Genomic DNA, 17,998 nt, shown 5'->3' on the forward strand with positions numbered 1-17,998 from the left:
AAATAATATTGAGAGTAAGAGAAATTTTAAAAATCGCTTTTGAAAATGGTTGGAAAGTAAAAAGCCAAAGAGGTTCACATATTAAGCTAATACATAAAGATACAAATAAGACAGCCATTATACCAAACCATACTGGCGATATACCAAAAGGTACTCTTAAATCAATTTATAAAATGTTAGGGCTTAAATAGCCCTAGCAGTTTATAAATATATACTCTCTCTAACTTATTTAAAAACCTCATAAGGTGGTGATTAGATGTATAAAAACGATTATATATTTCCTGCTACTATTACAAAGCATGATGATAATGACTACGAAGTAAACTTTTTTGATTTCGATAATATTGTCACTTATGGAGAAACATTAGAAAATGCGTATTTAATGGCAGAGGATGCTTTAAAACTAGAATTATTTGATTTATATTCAGATACTAAGGAAATACCAACAGCTACTAATTTAAACAATTTAAGTATTGAACAAAATCAAACTGTAATCTTAGTAAAAGTTAGTTTGAAAGAAACAATAAAACAATATGATGGAAAATATATAAAAAAATCTGTATCAATCCCTTCTTGGTTGGAGAAAGAAGCAAAGAAAAATAACATTAATTTTTCTCAAACATTACAAGAAGCATTGAAAAATAAGCTTGATATTAATTAATAATAACCTTATTCAATATTAAATAGTGCCTAGTGATTTTTTTACTAGGCACAAGACATAAACAGGAGGATTTTATAATGGATAATATAAAACGTGTAGCTCTTTATATACGTGTCAGCACGGAAGAGCAAGTATTACATGGTGATAGTATTAGAACTCAAACAGAAGCTTTAGAACAGTATGCAAAAGATAATGGTTTTATTGTAGTTGATAAATATATTGATGAAGGTTATAGTGCAACAAACTTAAAAAGACCTAGCTTACAACGTATGCTCGAAGATATAAAAGAAAATAAAATTGATTTAATTCTCTTAACTAAAATTGATAGGTTTAGTAGAGGTGTTAAAAACTTCTATAAAATCATGGAAACACTAGAAAAGCATAAATGTGATTGGAAAACTATTTTGGAAAATTATGATTCTTCAACTGCTGCTGGTAGATTGCACATAAATATTATGCTTTCTGTAGCTGAAAATGAAGCAGCACAAACATCTGAAAGAATTAAGTTCGTTTTCCAAGATAAATTAAGACGCAAAGAAATTGTAAGTGGCAGTAATCCATTTGGATACAAAATAGTTGATAAACACTTAGTAATTGATGACGAAAAAGCTGAAATAGTAAGAGAATGTTTTAATTCTTATGAGAAATTTACTTCAATGATAAGAGCTTTACAACATATAAACAGTTCTTTCAATACTAACTTTTCTTATAATTTTGTTTACAGAATATTAAAAAATAATATATATGTAGGAACATACATTCACAATGATTTAGTTGTAGAAAATTTTTGCGATGCAATTATAAGTTCTGAACAGTTTAATATTGTTCAAAAACTGTTATCAAAAAATACTAAAGTTTATAATAATAAATATCTTAATTCACTAGGAATGCAGTATATTTTTTCTGGTATGGTAATATGTCAGTGTGGTCGTAAAATGAGTGGTACATATTCTTTAAGCACTGATAAAAGAATATATAAGTATTATAGATGTCATGTATCGCAAACAAGTAAAAAGTGTGATAATACAAAACGATTGTCAGAAAAAAAGATTGAAGCTTTTTTATTGAAAAATGTAAGAAAACAATTAGAAGAAACTATTCTTAAACATGAATCTAATAATAAAAAAGTAAAAAGTAAAAATAATAATAACCAGATTAAAAGCAAGATAAAAAAACAAATAAATAAACTACAAGATTTATATTTTGATGATTTAATAGATAAAGAAGATTACAAGCTTAAATACCAAAAACTCAATGCACAACTAATTGAATTAGAGAAAAATAACATGGAAGGAAAAAGTTCTATAATAAATTTACAAGATATTAGAAGTTTTTTAGAAATTAACTTTGAAGAAATATATGCTGATTTAAATGACCAAGAAAAGAGAACATTATGGACTAGCATAATAGACACTATCTCTATTGATAAGAATAAGAATTTTACTATAAATTTTTTATAGTAGTTTATTTTGATTTATTTGTACTAATACACCATTACCTGATGGTCCTAAAAATCCTAGTATTTCTCCTTTTCCCACTTCAAAATTAATATTTTGTAAAAATTTTTTATCTGTATAACTAAATGATAAATTATCAACTTTAATCATTTTTATCCCACCTTTTTATATATTTGACTAATTTAATTATATAGTCAATAAAAACCAATTTTTTTGTTTGTTAATACTTTTTAGTAAAAATACTAGCAAACAAGTTTAAAAATTTATTCCATAAGTTGTATAACTAGACCTCTTATCATCAATCTTAAAGCATCATCAAAACAATTCTCACCAACTTCATGTTTGTATAACATAGTAAGAAATACTGCTCTAAATGCCCCACTAAAGTTTTCTACATGTTTATTTTTTGCATTTGGTATATAAGATATCATCTTACTAATTTCAAAATCATCATGCTTAAAATGTTCTTCAATTATATAATCTGGTAATTTTCGCATTAGTATTTCAAACTCTCCATTAATTAACAGATTTAAAATTGAAGTATCATCAACTAGCTTATAAAATTTCATAAATATATCTGTCAACTTATCATATGTAACACTTTCATCAAGTTTTTTTAATTCGTATAACATTTGGTTTTGTATTGAATCATGTATATCTTTCAATACTTCAAAAAAAAGTAATTCTTTCGATTGAAAAAACAGATAAAAAGTTCCCTTTGGAATCTTTACTCGCCTTACAAGTTCATCAACAGTAGTTTTTCTAATACCATATTGCTCAATACACAAACTAGCCTCTTCTTTAAGTCTTTTAACTATGTACTCTCTTTCTTTATCAGAATATGATTTAGGCATCCTCTCATCTCCTATTTGACTAAATTAATCTTTATAGTCAATATAATTCTTTTACTCTTTAATGTCAATAAATTTATTAATTCTATTAAAAATCTTCGAAAATTCTGAATTTTATATAGCTTTTTTTATTCTATAATGTTATAATTAAAATATAAATAATATATTATTCTATTTTCATATCTATTTGCTTATTTTTTAACTTAGTTTCTAATAGCAGTAATCATATTTATCTTTTTAAATGTTCCATTTTTAATAAAAAATGAAGGAGTTGATTTTATGACTACTACTACAAAAAATCGTTTTTATGATTTTGTTCAAGAAAACTTAAATAAATATGTTGAAGTAAATTCTTATTTTAGCAGTTGCCCTCTATATGGGGAAATTATAGAAGCAGACAGCTTATCAATTACACTTTGTTCAAGATATATAGACGAATCTAATCCATCTTTAAACGAGACTTACACACTATATTTACCACTTAGCTCTATAATAGCTATTAGAACTATATAAAAAGGTTAATTAAATACAGGTTATTTTTATATAGTATGTAAGACTTTCTATATAAAAATAACCCTTTTCTATTTATACATTTTATACATTGAAAATATTAATACGTATATTTAAAGCTGTAAATAGAATCTTATAATTATTGATTGTTTCAGTTATCAATAATTCAAAATGGCTATTTACAGCTTCAATTTGTCATTATCTACTAGAAATATATTAATCTACTAGTATCTTATTTAACACTTTTTAATTTTACTAACTCCTTAAAGGCGTTTTGATTTGCACCTCCACCAACTTGAGTTACTTTTTCTAAAGTTTTATTTTTAAGAATATCTTTTTGACTATCAGCTAATTTATCACCAACCAAAATTACTGGTGACCCATTTTTTGCTCCTAGAGGACCAACTGCTAGACCGTCTATTAAATCATTTTGACTCTTTATTCCATTTTTAACTACATATGCATTTTTCAAAGTATCTTTTTTATAAAAATTATCTATTATCTTTGAATTTGTTTCGTCTCTACTACTACCAGATAATCTAGTTGGGTTTTTAAGTTTACTTTCCAAACTAGTTGATAAAGATACTGTACCTCCAATAATATAAGACTTCTCTATATTTAGTGAGTTTAAAAATTCATCTGCTCCTTGCAATTCGCTTTTTTCATTTGCAAGTATAATTGGAATATTATTTTCTGCTGCGGCTGCACCTACACTAATTGCATCAGCTAAACCTTTTACACCATTTACAACAGCTATTTGAGAGACATTTTTTATACTATTCAACTTTTGAGCTAATAGCAAGCTTGTCTTATATCTGTCACTTCCTGATATTCTTTCAGTTGATATATTTAAGTTTTTTAATTGTTGTTCAGTTTCTTTACTTATGGAATTTTCTCCACCTATTAAGTATACTTTTTTTGCACCTAATCTCTGTATTTCAGCTTTAGTTTTTGAATTCAAAGCTTCTTTTTGTGTTAATAGTATCGGTGAATTGATGGCAGATGTAAAAGGAGTTGCTGCCAATGCATCTACTATTGAACCTCCATTTACTAAAACTACATTTTCTGAAGAACTAAATCCATTTTGGCTAACTTTAATGGCAGTTTCATATCTATCACTACCAATTAAAGATTCATTTGGAATACTTTCATCAGAAGATTTTTCTGTAACAGCTTTTATAGTAAAGTTACATGGATAAAACTTGCTATCTCTATTTATATCATAGAATTTTCCAGTACTATCTATAATGTAACTTTCTCCTAAGTTTGCTTTTGCTTTAAACGTATCATAACCTGGCACATTTGATTCAGAACCTATAGTTGATTCTCCATTTTTATCTTCTATGCTAACTACTATAGCACCTTTTCCTTCTGGTATATCAAAAGAATCGATTGGAACGGTTATGTATCCTGAATATTGCGTAGTACCCTCTTTTAATTTTTTCATATTATTTTCTTGAGGTATGCTATTTACTACTGGAGCATAATATATTTCATACTTAGCTCCTATACTCTCAGTTAAAAACATTACAGATTTTAGAGTCTCATCTCCCCTATTAAAGTCAAATACATTTGCAGCTGTTATTTTATTTGAAATTAAAGGAACAATACTTGCGTAGTCATGTTGATACATTTTTTCATCATCATTAGGTTTTTGACCTCCTCTGATTGAGAAATTATCTATATCAGACATAAGTGTCTTATCTTCATAAGATATCCAGAAGTATCCACGTTCAGAATTATAATCTCCCCAACTATTTTTTATTAGCCATGCACCATTTTTTGATGGTCTATTACTTGAATTAAAGTTATCTTTAGAATAATTATCATCCCAACCTACAACTGAAATAGCATGGTTAGTATTGAAACTTTTTGTTGGACAATAATATGAATTGGTGTCTTCACTTTGATACTTAATATCTTCATAATAACCTGATGTTACTGCTCCATACTGTAATATAGCATTTTTTGTAGAGTTCATATCATTACTTACACATACAGCATCTGTTACATTAAAAACAGTTGGTGCTGTATTCATATTAGCTGGTTTTGTTGCTCCTTGTGCTTTAGATATTTTACCGTTATATGGAATATCTTTTTCCAATTTAGGACCTGACCAAGATGTTAAGTATCCCATAGCTTCATAATTTAAAGCACCATCCATATCATTTACAGTCCATCCATATTCACCTTCTGAAGCCCACCATCTTAAATGTTCTTCTGATAAATCATAGTCTCCATAATTCTTTAATTTTAGAAAACTTTCTAAAGTTGCCATGGCTGCAAAATCCCAGCATATTCCAAGATTTTCTTGATTTTTTATTGAGGTCATTAATCCCAACTTTCTTGGGTCATAAGATGCTGGAGCTGTTCTTCCTTTACTTCGAACTTTAGTACCTTCCAATTGATATGGATTTGGTATAATCCCATTATATTTTTCTGTACGTCCATTTTTAGCATCTTCTAGATATTGTTTATAAGTCTCACTGTATTCAGCTTTTTTTATCTGATTCAATGTATTTCCATTTTCAGCTGATACAGGAATCGTTGACATTACTAAAATAGATATTAAAAATAATGCAATAAACCTTGATGCTTTTCTTGAAGCAAACTTTTTCATACTTTCTCCCCCTAACTTCGAGCTAATTTTTTAAAATTTAATACTATATATGACTAAATATTAATTATTTCTAAATATATAATCATTTAAATCAATTATACCAAAGTTTTCCTTTAAAAATAAATAGAATAAAATAAAAAGCTGAAATTATCTTGGATAAATTCAGCTTTTTATTTTATTATTTAAGATATTTTTATTTAAATCCAATTACTGCAGCCCCTAATGCTCCTATTATCTGAGTATGTTCTGCAATAAATATTTTTTTATCTAATATTTCTTCTATCATTTTTACTAATACTTTACTCTTCGCAAGACCTCCAGTAAATGCAACTTCATCTACTATTTCTCCTCTTGCCAACATCGATGTTGACTTATTTGCAATAGATTTAAGTATTCCTGCTGCTACATCTCCAGTAGAAATATTTTGAGCTAAGAGACTTACTATTTCGGACTCTGCAAAAACTGTACACATGCTAGATATATTAACTGGTTCATTTCCTTGAGCTAGCGTATCAATACTTTCTATATCACTTCCCAAAAGATTAGAGGTAATTTCTAAAAACCTACCAGTACCAGCAGCACACTTATCATTCATTATAAAATTAAATACATTTCCATCTCTATCTAAATTTATAACTTTACTATCTTGACCACCTACATCTAAAATAGTCCTTACATTCTCATTTAAAAAGTAAACGCCTCTAGTGTGACACGTTATTTCTGTTACTTTCTTATCGGCAAAGTCCATTACCCCTCTGCCATAGCCTGTACCTACTACTTTTTTTATATCTTTTTTATCAATTCCATCGCTTAACAACTCATAAACTTGTTTAGATGTACTTTTAGGGCTCCATCCAGTTGGTATAATTATTTTTTTGACAATTTTTTCACCATCAAATAACACACCTTTTGTTGCTACTGACCCTGAGTCCACTCCTATACTAAACATAACCCCTCCTATTATTACTCTCCTATAACATCTCTACAAACGCTTCAAATCTAGTTCTTAATTGTTCAGTATCTGATTTTGAATAATCAGTTTCAAGAGACATAAATGGCTTATTTTTTTCTTTTGTAACAAATTCTCTTACTCTGTAACTTTCTATATTAAATGTATGACAGGCTTGTAAAACTACATCTATTACACCATCTACATTATATTCATCTATTATTCTATCTAGTAGTTCAATCCTATGGTCATTGTTCATCATACAAGAACAACCTATATTTATGTATTTTTGTGTTAAAGCATCATACACATCTTCTGTTTCTTCATCAACTAATAAATCATTTGATCTTATAGCTCCACAAAGTTCATATGCCACAACTGATGCTCCAGCATCTTCTAAAGTTTTAACTATCTTTTCACTTATTCCACCAATTGGAGAACCTGTTATAAGAATTCTTGGTTTATCTTTTGTAACTGGACATTCTCCTTTTTCATATCTTTCTTTCATATCATCTATAACTTTTCTTAAAGATTGCTTAAGTTCAGTACGGTCAAATTTAAAACCTGCTTGATATAGTACATTATGAAGTTCAAGACCTGTAAGTGCAGATGGTTGTAATTTACCAAGTGCATAAAACTCTTTTAAAAGTTCTCTCTCTTCATTCTTATCTTTTATGGCCGCTCTTATATCATCTTCTGTTATAGTCACGCCTAAAGATTTTTCAACCTCATCTTTTAATTTTACCATTTCATCTTTCCAAAGCTTATAAGCAAACTCACCTTTTGCAGTATTTGGTAAATGCATTACATATGTTGGTTTAACCTTTGCAAGCTCTTCATACATTTTTTTCTTGCCATCACAAGTAGTTTCTCCTATTAATAAATCAGAAAAATAGAAATATGGACATGTATCTGTTATTGCATGCCCATAACTTGATTTTATTAAAGGACAAAGATTTCTTGGTAACACTTTTTCTGCATCTGGAATTGGTTCTTCACTAACTCCACAAACACCTACTACTGTTGCTCCTGCTGCCATTGGAATCTCAACTGGAGTAAATGTGCAGAACACTCCAACCATTTTTTTCCCACTTTCTTTAAGTTCCTTTGCATTTATAAATCCTTTTTGTCTAGCTTCATTAAAACTATCAAATTGTTTTGGTAAATTTGCCATGAAAATATTCCTCCCAATTACTTCTCTTTATAATTCATTTTGTATTTTAAACAATAAAACGTAAATATTTCCATTAAAATACAAACCTCTACATTAGATTTTATCATGCTTTACCTTTCATCCATCATTGTTTTTATCAATGCAAATCAATATATATATAGATATATTTTATATCTATTTAAAAATTTTACCATTTATCAATTAAGCTCTCTAATCCTCAATCTATAAGCAAATACTGCTGTTTCATGTAATTTATCAATTAATTTTCCATTTACATAAAATCCTACAAATGCCCCTATTCCAGGCATTAGTTGCAAAAGTTTAGCTAAATCTAAATAATCCCTGTATTCTTGCTGAAATGTTCTCCAATCAAAATCATTGATATCATTTGGTAAATTTTTTATATACTCATCCCAATTACTCATCAATTTAAATGTTGTATTTATATTCGATTGACTAGAAAAAGCCAACTGCAATATACTTAGTATATAAATTCTTTCTCTATAATCTTTAACATCATATCCATATATTGAAGCAACATCATATAAAAATTTTATCTTAATACCTAAAAGTAGAGGAAAATCAGAAAGCCCCAAAAAAATACCTCCAGCTCCTGTACCTGCTCCTTCAATCATTGCTGTAGTTTTATAATTTTTAGCCTTTTCTTCAACTAACTTTTCCCTTTCTTCTAAGGATATATTTCTAATTGGTGACTTTGTAGCATATTTATATCCAAAAAATACAGTTTTTGTCATTCCTTTTATTGAAGAAGTCATTATTTCATGGTATTTATCTGGCAACACTCCATTGAATTTATTTTGTATACCTTTTGAAGCTTTATCAAATATAGACGGTTTTTTCAATATATCTTTCTTCCATTGTTCTAATTCTTTTTTTGCTAATTCATTATAAGAAATCTCTTTATAATTTTTCAAATTTATCTCCTACTCTAAAATATATGTTTAATTAACTTACTTAATTAATTTAAATTTTTAATCTATTTAACCTACTAAATTAGACTATATAAATATTTTTTAGTTTCTTTATCTGCAAAACTTGCTTCTACTGTGTTTTTATAAATTATTTTATAGTCTTCTAAACTTAGATTAAATATATCAAATATTAGATTTAGTTCTGAATTTAAACTTATATCTGATACAGTTCTATTATCAGTATTTATACTTACAGGTAAATTATCTTTATAAAAATCGTAAAATGGATGTGTTTTATAAGAATCTACTGTCTTAGTTTGTACATTACTGGTTGGACATATTTCCAGTAATACTTTTTTATTTTTAACTAAATCGTATGCTTCTTTTTCTCCATTAATTTTTATACCATGACCAATTCTATCTGCCTTTAAAATACTTATAGCATCTAATACATTTTTTCCACTTGCTGCTTCTCCTGCATGCACTGTAATTTTATATCCATAATCTCTTGCTAGTTTAAAAGCTTCTTCATATTCATTACAAAAGCCTTCTTTCTCTGGACCACATAAATCTACCGCTACAACACCTCTATTTATAAAGGATTTACCTGCTTCAATTACCAATAATGCCTCTTTTGGGGTCATTGTTCTCATACAACCTAATATTAAATTCCCTTTTATATCATAAAGACTTTCAGCATCTCTAATTCCTTCAACTACACTTTCAATTATGCTCTTAATACTCAACCCTCTTTGAATATGAAGTAATGGAGCAAATCTAATTTCTATATATTTAATATTTTCTTTACTTGCATCCTCCAAAAGTTCAAAAGTAATTCTTTTTAAACTTTCTTTAGACTGCATAACTTTTAGAGGTAAATCAAATCTTTTTAAATATTCATCAAGTGAAGTACAATCATGTGGAACCTTCGATAATTTTTTTATTTCATTAATATTATCTGAAGGCAAATCTATTTTCTCTTTAAGCGCTATATCAAATATAGTTTCCACTCTAACACTTCCATCTAAATGGCAATGCAATTCTACCTTAGGTAAATTTTCAAACATTTTATCCTCCTTTTACACTTATAAATAACATATCTTATTGATAAATTTTTAAGTCTTATTTCTATTATAACAATATACTAAAATTTTTCATGTTAAAAGCTGTATATTAGTAAAATATTCTTATTTAATTTATGATTATCTAATTATATCCATTGATTTTTTTTAATATACATTTATTAATATACATTTGATAGTAAAAATTCCATTACATAATAATTTAAATTATACAAAGACGATTTTAAATTACAAGGAGGATTTATTTTGATTACTTTAACTTTTAATACTGTACAAACTTTAACCTTATCTATGCTATTCTTTTTAATTGGTAATCTGTTAAAAAATAAGATTAAATTTTTAAATAACTTCTGTATACCTGCACCAGTAATAGGAGGTCTATTATTTTGTTTTTTAAATTTATTTCTTAAATATTTTCATATAGCAGACATATCTGTAAGTGGAAACTTAATGCCAAATTTCATAACTTTCTTTTTTACAACTATTGGGCTTGAAATAAGCATAAACCTTATAAAAAAAGGTGGTAGTGTATTATTTAGATATTGGATTTTATGCGGAATACTAGCTTTTTGTCAAAACATTATAGCTATATCAATATCAAAAATTATAAAATTTGAACCACTTTTAGGGCTTATGTGTGGTAATGTATCTATGGAAGGTGGTCACGGTTATTCAGCTGCATTTGGACTTACAATAGAAAGTCTTGGTGTAGATGGTGCAGTTGGTGTTGGTTTATCTGCTGCAACAATAGGTCTTATTATAGGTGGGATATTAGGATGTCCTGTTGCTAGATTTCTGATAGAAAAATATAAATTGCAACCTTCAACAAAAATAGATTTATCAGGTTTTAGATATAAAAAAGATTCAATGAGATTAAAAAATAAATTTTTTAGAAGCAAAAATAGAGCAATCAAAAACGAATTTTCTCAAACTATAAATCCTACTATATTTTTAGAGCAAGTTCTTCTTATATTTATTTGTATAAATACAGGCGAAATTATAAGTAGAATATTTTATATGACATGTAACATTCTTTTACCTTCTGTTGTGACTTGTATGTTTTCAGCAGTTATTTTTAGAAATTTAAATGACAAGATAAATATACTAGAGTTAAACTTTAAACTTATAGAGTTTCTAAAAGAACTTTCATTAGGAATTTTTCTAACATTATCGCTTATGAATATAGATTTATTTGAATTATCAACACTATTGCCTCCAATTCTCTTAATAGTAACTTTCCAAGTAATCTTTATAATTTTATTTTCAGTATTTATTTGTTTTAGGATACTTGGAAAAGATTTTGATTCTGCCATCATAATAAGTGGTTTAATTGGACATGGAATAGGTGCTACTCCAAATGCTTTAGCCAATATGAGCTCTTTAACACAAAAATATGGAGATTCTCCAAAAGCATTTTTGGTTGTTCCCTTAGTAAGTGGTTTTTTACTAGATGCCATTAGTATCCCTTGTATACTACTTTTTATAAACATACTGAGTTAGTATGTTTATTTTTTGTTATATATTGACAATTTAGCTTTTTTATTATATATTATAAATATAGAACTTGATAATGATTTTCATTAGGAGGTGTTAATAATGACTGTTTACAACTTAAAACTTGGGCAAAAGGGAATTATAGATAATATAGCTGGGAATGAAAAACTTATGAAGAGACTTCTTGCTTTAGGATTAATAGATGGCACTGAAGTTGAAGTAAAAAAAATAGCCCCTCTTAATGATCCGATAGTGATTAGATTTAGAGGATTTGATTTAGCTATTAGAAAATCTGATGCAAAAAATATAAATTTAAAAAATAATTAATATAGAATAAAAATAAAAAAAGAGATTTTAAAATCTCTTTTTTTATTTGCATTAGAACCATAAGTAAACTTAAGAGGATATTCACTAATATTTATATTCGGTATAAAACTTAAAATAGAAATTTATAAATAATAGTTGTAAAGCTATATGTAAATTTGAATAAATATAGTATATTTATTTACAATTAATATATTTATGTAATTATTACTTAAGAGTATAAAATACTAATTACCATTTCAATAAGTTAATTTTCTAGATAAACTATATAGGTCTATTAAATTTTACTTTTAAATTTTTATCATCTTGAACAAGGCTATAAGTATTGTCCCATTGTTCTTCTTCATTGCCTTTTTCAAAAACATCACACGGTGTTTTTGCATTTTTATTATTAGAATTTTCTTCTTTTCTATCTAATGTACTATTTTTCACTTCAGAAACAGTATTTTGTCCTCCATCTGACTCTTGTGTTTTTTCTCCTTTTAGTTCTTGAATTTTACTTTCTATATCTTTTATTTCTTTTTTTAAATCTTCTATTTTTGACTTAGCCATTTCACTATCAATGCTTTTATTGCTCTTAACTTTCTCCAGTTCTTCTTGTAATACTTTTTTTTGTTGTTCTAAACTTTGTATTTCGCTTTGGTTATTATTTGAACCATCTATATTAGATGTTCTTGGTGTTTGACCATTTATACTTCCAATTTTCATTTTAGTAACCTCCTATTTCTATATGTTAAACTTTTTATTTACATATATAATATTGGTTACAAATTCTATTTTCAAGTTAATTGTTCTGAAATGTCAGTACAGTGTAATGAAATAATTAGTAATATATTTATTTGAAAATACTCTTGTGTATTCTCTATACTTATAGCCCCTTGATATTTCTTAGCAATCTCTCTTATATTTGAAATTCCGATACCTGAGCCACTTGTGTAATTATTTACTGCATTATAACTATTTTTTATTTCTATCATAAAAAAGCCACCCTCTAGTTTAGTTGAGAGTTTTAAATATCTATTTTGTTTATCTACAAGTTTACAGGCTTTAATTGCATTGTCAATAGCATTGGCAAATACTATACAGAGGTCAACATCATTTATACTAGTATCACTTGGTATAATTACATCACAATCCACCTGTATTCCTAATTGTTTTGCTATGCTTAATTTATTGTTGAAAAGGGCATCAATTACAACATTTCCTGTATTACAAGAAAATGATAGGTCACTGGTTATTTTTTCGAGTTTATTTAAATACTCTTGTGCTTTTAAAATTTCGCCTTTTTTTAGCAGTCCATTTACAATAGCTAGATGATTGTTAAAATCATGCCTAAAAGACATTGTTTGTGACAATCGAGATTTTGCTTCTTCAATGTAATTTTTTTGAGAATGAATTTGTTGATTTAAAATCGCTTTATTTTTCTCTTCTTTTAAATATTGCATCAATTTCTTAAACTCAAATAAAGAGAAAAATACACATATAATTCCAATTGAAGAAAAAAGGAAAGCTTGAATTTCTTTAGTAAGAGACGTATTCATTAATAATTTTACAGTTTGAAGTTTCGTATCGATATTTATGGTTGAACTTGAATAACCAGTATTCTCAAATGATTGCCAAAATAATATTATGAGTAACAATGGAGTTATCAAAATTATTGAATATCTATCAAATTTTACAGTTTTAATATTAAATTTTTTAGCACTATACCAATATATAAATCCAACTATTATAATCGTAATAAAAAATGAAATCTCCGTATTTACAACAAATTTATAAATATTTATATCTGTATTATTTATAAATAGTAAATAATTAAATGGAGCCATAAATCCATATGCTAACTGCTCAATTACATATACTAATAGAGATAATACTATAGATAAAACTGTAGATTTTTTTATTACATACTTTACAAACAAAAAAGTCAGTAGAAAAAATATAAGCTGTGAATAAAATAAATTATATAAATTAAAATATGTATTTATACTAATTGACAAAACTGATACTAACAAGTATAAAATACAGTACCAAAATTTTGACTTAGTATTTGTAAAACTAATTAGAAAATAATATTGCAATATGGCTATTAGACTTCTATCTATTGCAAAGACGAATAAAATACTATATTCTAATAATGAATTAGAATAAGGTAAATTAGCCATGTTATCTCCTCCTATTTTTCATATTCTTAAGCATAGCTTCAGAAAATTCTTGTTGGCGTAACCTGGAAACAGGTATCATATCTCCATTTTCCATAACTACATTACCATTTTCATAGCTATATACAGATTGTAAATTAATTATATAACTACGATGACATCTAAAAAAATTTATTGGCAAGCTTCTTTCTAGACTATCAATAGTTTCATAATAATCAATAATTTCTTTTTTTAAATGGATATAAATCTTTCTTTTTATAATTTCACAATATAAAATATCTGCTATTTTCAATCTCCAATATGAGTGCCCTTTTTGTATTGTTATATAATTCTTTTCATTACTCTCCAGCTTTATAATTATCCTATCCATTGTCTTAGCTAGTTTTTCGTTAGACAATGGTTTTATCAAATAATTTATAGCATCTACTTCAAAAGCATCATATACAAATTCCTTTAAAACTGTCACAAAAATTATAAAGCAATCATTATCACATGACCTTAATTTTTTAGCTGCTTGCATTCCATTAATACCTTCCATCTGTATATCTAAAAAGATAATATCAAATACTTCATGATTATATAATAGAGTCTCAGCTTTATCAAAAAGTTCTATATTATACAATAAATTATTTCTATTCATATATAGCTCTATATTTTCTTTTAAATCATTTAACATATACGATTCATCATCACAAATAGCAATTGAAATCAATATGTAACACCTTCTTTCTCATATTATTTTATTATATAAAGTTAACTTCTTTATTTCAATTAATCTGTTCTAATATGCTGAATATATGTTCCAAAGTGAATAACTTTACTTTTCATAGTATATCTAATTTAAATTTATGTATCAATACTCTAAATTTAATCTTTCATTCTAGTAAATTTAATTTAAAAATATATTCAATGTTTTTAAATTACTTAATAAAAAAAGATATCATAAAATAATTTTCAGAAACTATTTTATGATATCTATTTTAATTTTAGTGTTGTGTTATATTTTTATTATTCAAATACGGTTTGATCTTCTACATCTTCTTTTAATGCATTTAAGGCCTTTAAAACTATGTTCTTTCTAATTTTTTTACTTTCTTCTTCCCCTAGCTTTGGATTTCCAAGTGGATATGGTATACCTACTGCTGGAACAATTCTATTTGCTCCTATTGTAAGTGATATTGGTACTACAGTACAAACATGGACAACTGCTATACCTGCTCTTTCAATCTCTTTTACCATCGTTGCTCCACAACGAGTACAAGTACCTCATGTAGATGTTAAAATTACAGCCTCTACTTTATCTTCTACCAATTTTTTAGAAAATTCTTCTCCAAATCTCTTAGAATTACCTACACTTGTTCCAGTCCCTGTAGTAGTTATAAAGTAATTTGCCAATTCTCCAATTACACCATCTTTTTCAAATTCTCTAACCACGTCTAATGGCACAACTAAGTTTGGATTTTCAAGTACATATGCTCTATCATAACCTCCATGTATAGTTGTAAAATCTTTATTTGACATAGAATTCATGCCTGTTAAATCATAAATACCATACTTAGTAGCACTTGAAGATTCGATTTTATCTGGATTATCAGTTGGAACTATACCTCCAGAAGTTACTAATGCAAGTTTTATTTTAGATAAGTCTTTGATAGCCTCTACAGGTGTAACTCTATCAAATTCAGGCATTGGATACTCAGTCTCAAATTTTTCTCCATTCATTTTCTTAACCAACATTTCAATCGCTCTTTCAGAACCTCTAAGTTCATGGAAGAAATTTTTTCTTATTCCCCTCATTATATATCCTTCTACCTCAGGAGGCCCTACTTCTTCACCATTAACTAATTTAAGCCCTAGTCTTGACATTATTGGAACTACCTTTCTAAGACTAGCTGCTGAATTTCCTGTAGCTATTATGTGTAAATCTAGTTTAAACATATCTACACCTGGATTTTCTTTATACATTCCTGTGACTACAGGAATATTTAGTTCTTCTTCAACTGCTTTACAAATAGTTCCACAGGCTACTCCATATCTACCTGCATTAAATGCTGGCCCTGCAATAAATAAATCAGGTTTTTCTTCTTTTATCATTTTTAAAAGTTCTCTAGTAGCATCTTCAATATTTTCTCCAAAATATGTGTCTCCACAAATTACAGTTGAAACTATCTCCGCTTCGTCTTTAAATTGACTTTGAAATGCCATTCCAGGCCCTACTACTCCCGTTCTTTTTTCTGGTGGAATATCTGCTTTTTCTTCTCCTCCTATACCAGCAAAGAAATTATTTATATAGTGAACAACTCTGATTTTACTCATATCTTAATCCTCCAAATCAATTTATAGTTATTACATCAATTAAATTAATAATGGTATTAACAATAATCTATACTCAAATATTTATTTAATAATATCTTGCTGTCAAATGATTGTAACCATTTGCTATAGTTGATGCTATTATAATCTGTAATTCCGCATCCATACTTCCATCGTCATTTAAGCATCCTTTATATCCACCAATCATCATTTCTACATAATCCAAAGTTCCTATAACTTTTTCCATAGCAGGAAAATGGACTACTAAGTTTCCTTGACCACAAGAAACAAGTGCATCTGCCTCTTTCGTAGCATCTGCTATAGATTGACTCTTTCCATCTTTTCCAGGAAACTCATCAGTGATTAAAACTACACTTGCTCCAACTTCACTACATTTTCTACAATTCATCATAAGGTCAGTATCTGGATTCCCATATCCTTCTTCTGTTACTAATACTCCATCAACACCTAAAAATTCTACTAACTTTGCAACCATATCAGAACTTCTTTCTTTGTCAACTAAAAATACGTTTTCATTAGTTAAAATTACTCCTATAAAATTTAGGTCTTTTCCATGTCTTTTATACAAGTCATGTATAACTGGATTATTTAAATGGTGGAAAGTAGTCACTTTATCACATGGTGCAACACAATTACCAGATATTATGGCTCCATCCATTATTTCAGTTGGATACATAAATGTTGGGACTATTTGCTTAGCATCAACTCCATAATAATAAGTATCATGTAAAAGTCCCTGTGATTGTAACATATGGACATATGCTACTGTTGGTAGGTCTGGATATTCTTTCACTTGTTTTAATAGTGGTTTTGTTTCATATACTATTATTTCATCTGGTTCAATTTCCTTGCCTGCTTCTCCTATATATGCACCTATCTTTAATCCAGCTATTCTAGCTGCTTCTTCATAATCATGAGTTTCTATACCCTCTTTTGCTTTTATCACAATACATACATTATTTGTTTTTGAAAAAGGTGTATATTTAGCAGTAGGACCACTCATATCAATTACACCTTCCTGAAATCCAACTATATTTCCACAAGTTATAACACAAGCTCCTGAAAGTACATGAGTTCTTCCACTTCCTACAGTCTTTACTTTGTTAATAATTCCAGGAAATATTTTGCTTTCATCTCCAATTTTAACCCTAGGTTCTATGACATCTTTAACTGGTGCTATTCTTATTGATTCGCCAGGTCTTGCAAGTTCAACATTTACACTTACAATTCTTTCATCTTCTAAAGCTATCTGTTCTATTTCTTTACTATTCACATATAATATGCCATCTTTTACTTCTGTTTTCTCTCCAAATTCAATATTTTTTATAAATATATTCCCTAGCTCTAGCTTCATATGAAAATCCCCCTTAATACATTTAATCGCAATTAAAAATATTTATTATTACGTTTATTTATATACAAAGCATTTTATATGCCAATTATTTAAA

The 17,998-nt window shown here is 27.3% G+C and carries 17 protein-coding genes and 1 pseudogene; 6 read left to right on the forward strand and 12 right to left on the reverse strand.

Translation table 11 applies throughout. The features are described 5' to 3' along the window. Nucleotides 1-8 precede the first annotated feature (8 nt). From KGF41_RS11715 to KGF41_RS11725, 3 genes are all read left to right on the forward strand, one after another. Nucleotides 9-191, forward strand: coding sequence for a type II toxin-antitoxin system HicA family toxin (locus KGF41_RS11715; RefSeq protein ID WP_227841749.1), 183 nt, complete (start codon nt 9-11; stop codon nt 189-191). 65 nt (nt 192-256) lie between these two features. Further along, nucleotides 257-661, forward strand: coding sequence for a type II toxin-antitoxin system HicB family antitoxin (locus KGF41_RS11720; protein WP_227841750.1), 405 nt, complete (start codon nt 257-259; stop codon nt 659-661). 77 nt (nt 662-738) lie between these two features. Continuing rightward, the gene (locus tag KGF41_RS11725) at nt 739-2,121 is read left to right on the forward strand and encodes a recombinase family protein (protein WP_227841751.1); all 1,383 of its coding nucleotides are present in this window, start codon (nt 739-741) and stop codon (nt 2,119-2,121) included. A gap of 30 nt (nt 2,122-2,151) precedes the next feature. Here KGF41_RS11725 and KGF41_RS11730 read toward each other — a convergent pair. Continuing rightward, a pseudogene (locus KGF41_RS11730) lies at nt 2,152-2,268 on the reverse strand (ABC transporter ATP-binding protein); the annotation flags it as partial. Nucleotides 2,269-2,381: 113 nt separating this feature from the next. Further along, nucleotides 2,382-2,972: a TetR/AcrR family transcriptional regulator gene (locus tag KGF41_RS11735; RefSeq protein WP_227828477.1), complete on the reverse strand. Its 591-nt coding sequence runs from the start codon at nt 2,970-2,972 to the stop codon at nt 2,382-2,384. 276 nt (nt 2,973-3,248) lie between these two features. Between KGF41_RS11735 and KGF41_RS11740 the strand changes: the two genes are divergently transcribed. After that, the gene (locus KGF41_RS11740; protein WP_227433254.1) at nt 3,249-3,482 is read left to right on the forward strand and encodes an ATPase; all 234 of its coding nucleotides are present in this window, start codon (nt 3,249-3,251) and stop codon (nt 3,480-3,482) included. A gap of 229 nt (nt 3,483-3,711) precedes the next feature. Here KGF41_RS11740 and KGF41_RS11745 read toward each other — a convergent pair whose 3' ends face one another. From KGF41_RS11745 to add, 5 genes are all read right to left on the reverse strand, one after another. Next, nucleotides 3,712-6,099 (reverse strand): cell wall-binding repeat-containing protein, encoded by a 2,388-nt coding sequence (locus tag KGF41_RS11745; RefSeq protein ID WP_227841752.1) that lies wholly within the window; start codon nt 6,097-6,099, stop codon nt 3,712-3,714. A gap of 193 nt (nt 6,100-6,292) precedes the next feature. Further along, nucleotides 6,293-7,048, reverse strand: a complete 756-nt coding sequence (locus KGF41_RS11750; RefSeq protein ID WP_227841753.1) for an acyl-CoA dehydratase activase — start codon at nt 7,046-7,048, stop codon at nt 6,293-6,295. Between the two features lie 22 nt (nt 7,049-7,070). After that, nucleotides 7,071-8,222, reverse strand: a complete 1,152-nt coding sequence (locus KGF41_RS11755) for a double-cubane-cluster-containing anaerobic reductase (protein WP_227856679.1) — start codon at nt 8,220-8,222, stop codon at nt 7,071-7,073. Between the two features lie 197 nt (nt 8,223-8,419). Beyond that, nucleotides 8,420-9,157, reverse strand: coding sequence for an EcsC family protein (locus tag KGF41_RS11760; RefSeq protein WP_227828473.1), 738 nt, complete (start codon nt 9,155-9,157; stop codon nt 8,420-8,422). A gap of 74 nt (nt 9,158-9,231) precedes the next feature. Further along, nucleotides 9,232-10,221, reverse strand: coding sequence for an adenosine deaminase (gene add, locus KGF41_RS11765; protein WP_227828472.1), 990 nt, complete (start codon nt 10,219-10,221; stop codon nt 9,232-9,234). A gap of 261 nt (nt 10,222-10,482) precedes the next feature. Between add and KGF41_RS11770 the strand changes: the two genes are divergently transcribed. Both KGF41_RS11770 and KGF41_RS11775 read left to right on the forward strand, forming a co-directional pair. Next, nucleotides 10,483-11,736 (forward strand): sodium/glutamate symporter, encoded by a 1,254-nt coding sequence (locus tag KGF41_RS11770; RefSeq protein ID WP_227828471.1) that lies wholly within the window; start codon nt 10,483-10,485, stop codon nt 11,734-11,736. Nucleotides 11,737-11,832: 96 nt separating this feature from the next. Continuing rightward, a complete protein-coding gene (locus KGF41_RS11775; protein ID WP_003423664.1) occupies nt 11,833-12,057 on the forward strand; it encodes a FeoA family protein in 225 nt (74 codons plus the stop codon). A gap of 261 nt (nt 12,058-12,318) precedes the next feature. On the opposite strand, the gene KGF41_RS11780 is transcribed toward KGF41_RS11775, so the two are convergent. The 5 genes from KGF41_RS11780 to grdG form a co-directional block, all read right to left on the reverse strand. After that, nucleotides 12,319-12,762 carry a FlxA-like family protein gene (locus tag KGF41_RS11780; RefSeq protein ID WP_227828470.1) on the reverse strand — a complete coding sequence of 148 codons (444 nt, stop codon included), beginning with the start codon at nt 12,760-12,762 and terminating at the stop codon, nt 12,319-12,321. 71 nt (nt 12,763-12,833) lie between these two features. After that, nucleotides 12,834-14,219: a sensor histidine kinase gene (locus KGF41_RS11785; RefSeq protein ID WP_227850409.1), complete on the reverse strand. Its 1,386-nt coding sequence runs from the start codon at nt 14,217-14,219 to the stop codon at nt 12,834-12,836. Nucleotide 14,220: 1 nt separating this feature from the next. Beyond that, complete coding sequence (locus KGF41_RS11790; protein ID WP_227856680.1) at nt 14,221-14,928, reverse strand: LytR/AlgR family response regulator transcription factor; 708 nt, start codon at nt 14,926-14,928, stop codon at nt 14,221-14,223. Nucleotides 14,929-15,224: 296 nt separating this feature from the next. Beyond that, entirely contained in the window at nt 15,225-16,532 is a 1,308-nt protein-coding gene (gene grdF / locus KGF41_RS11795; RefSeq protein ID WP_227828467.1) for a sarcosine reductase complex component B subunit beta, read from the reverse strand. A gap of 85 nt (nt 16,533-16,617) precedes the next feature. Continuing rightward, a complete protein-coding gene (grdG, locus tag KGF41_RS11800) occupies nt 16,618-17,904 on the reverse strand; it encodes a sarcosine reductase complex component B subunit alpha (protein ID WP_227828466.1) in 1,287 nt (428 codons plus the stop codon). Nucleotides 17,905-17,998: the final 94 nt, after the last annotated feature.

The organism is Clostridioides sp. ZZV14-6150, assembly GCF_020657875.1.
Lineage (GTDB): Bacteria > Bacillota > Clostridia > Peptostreptococcales > Peptostreptococcaceae > Clostridioides.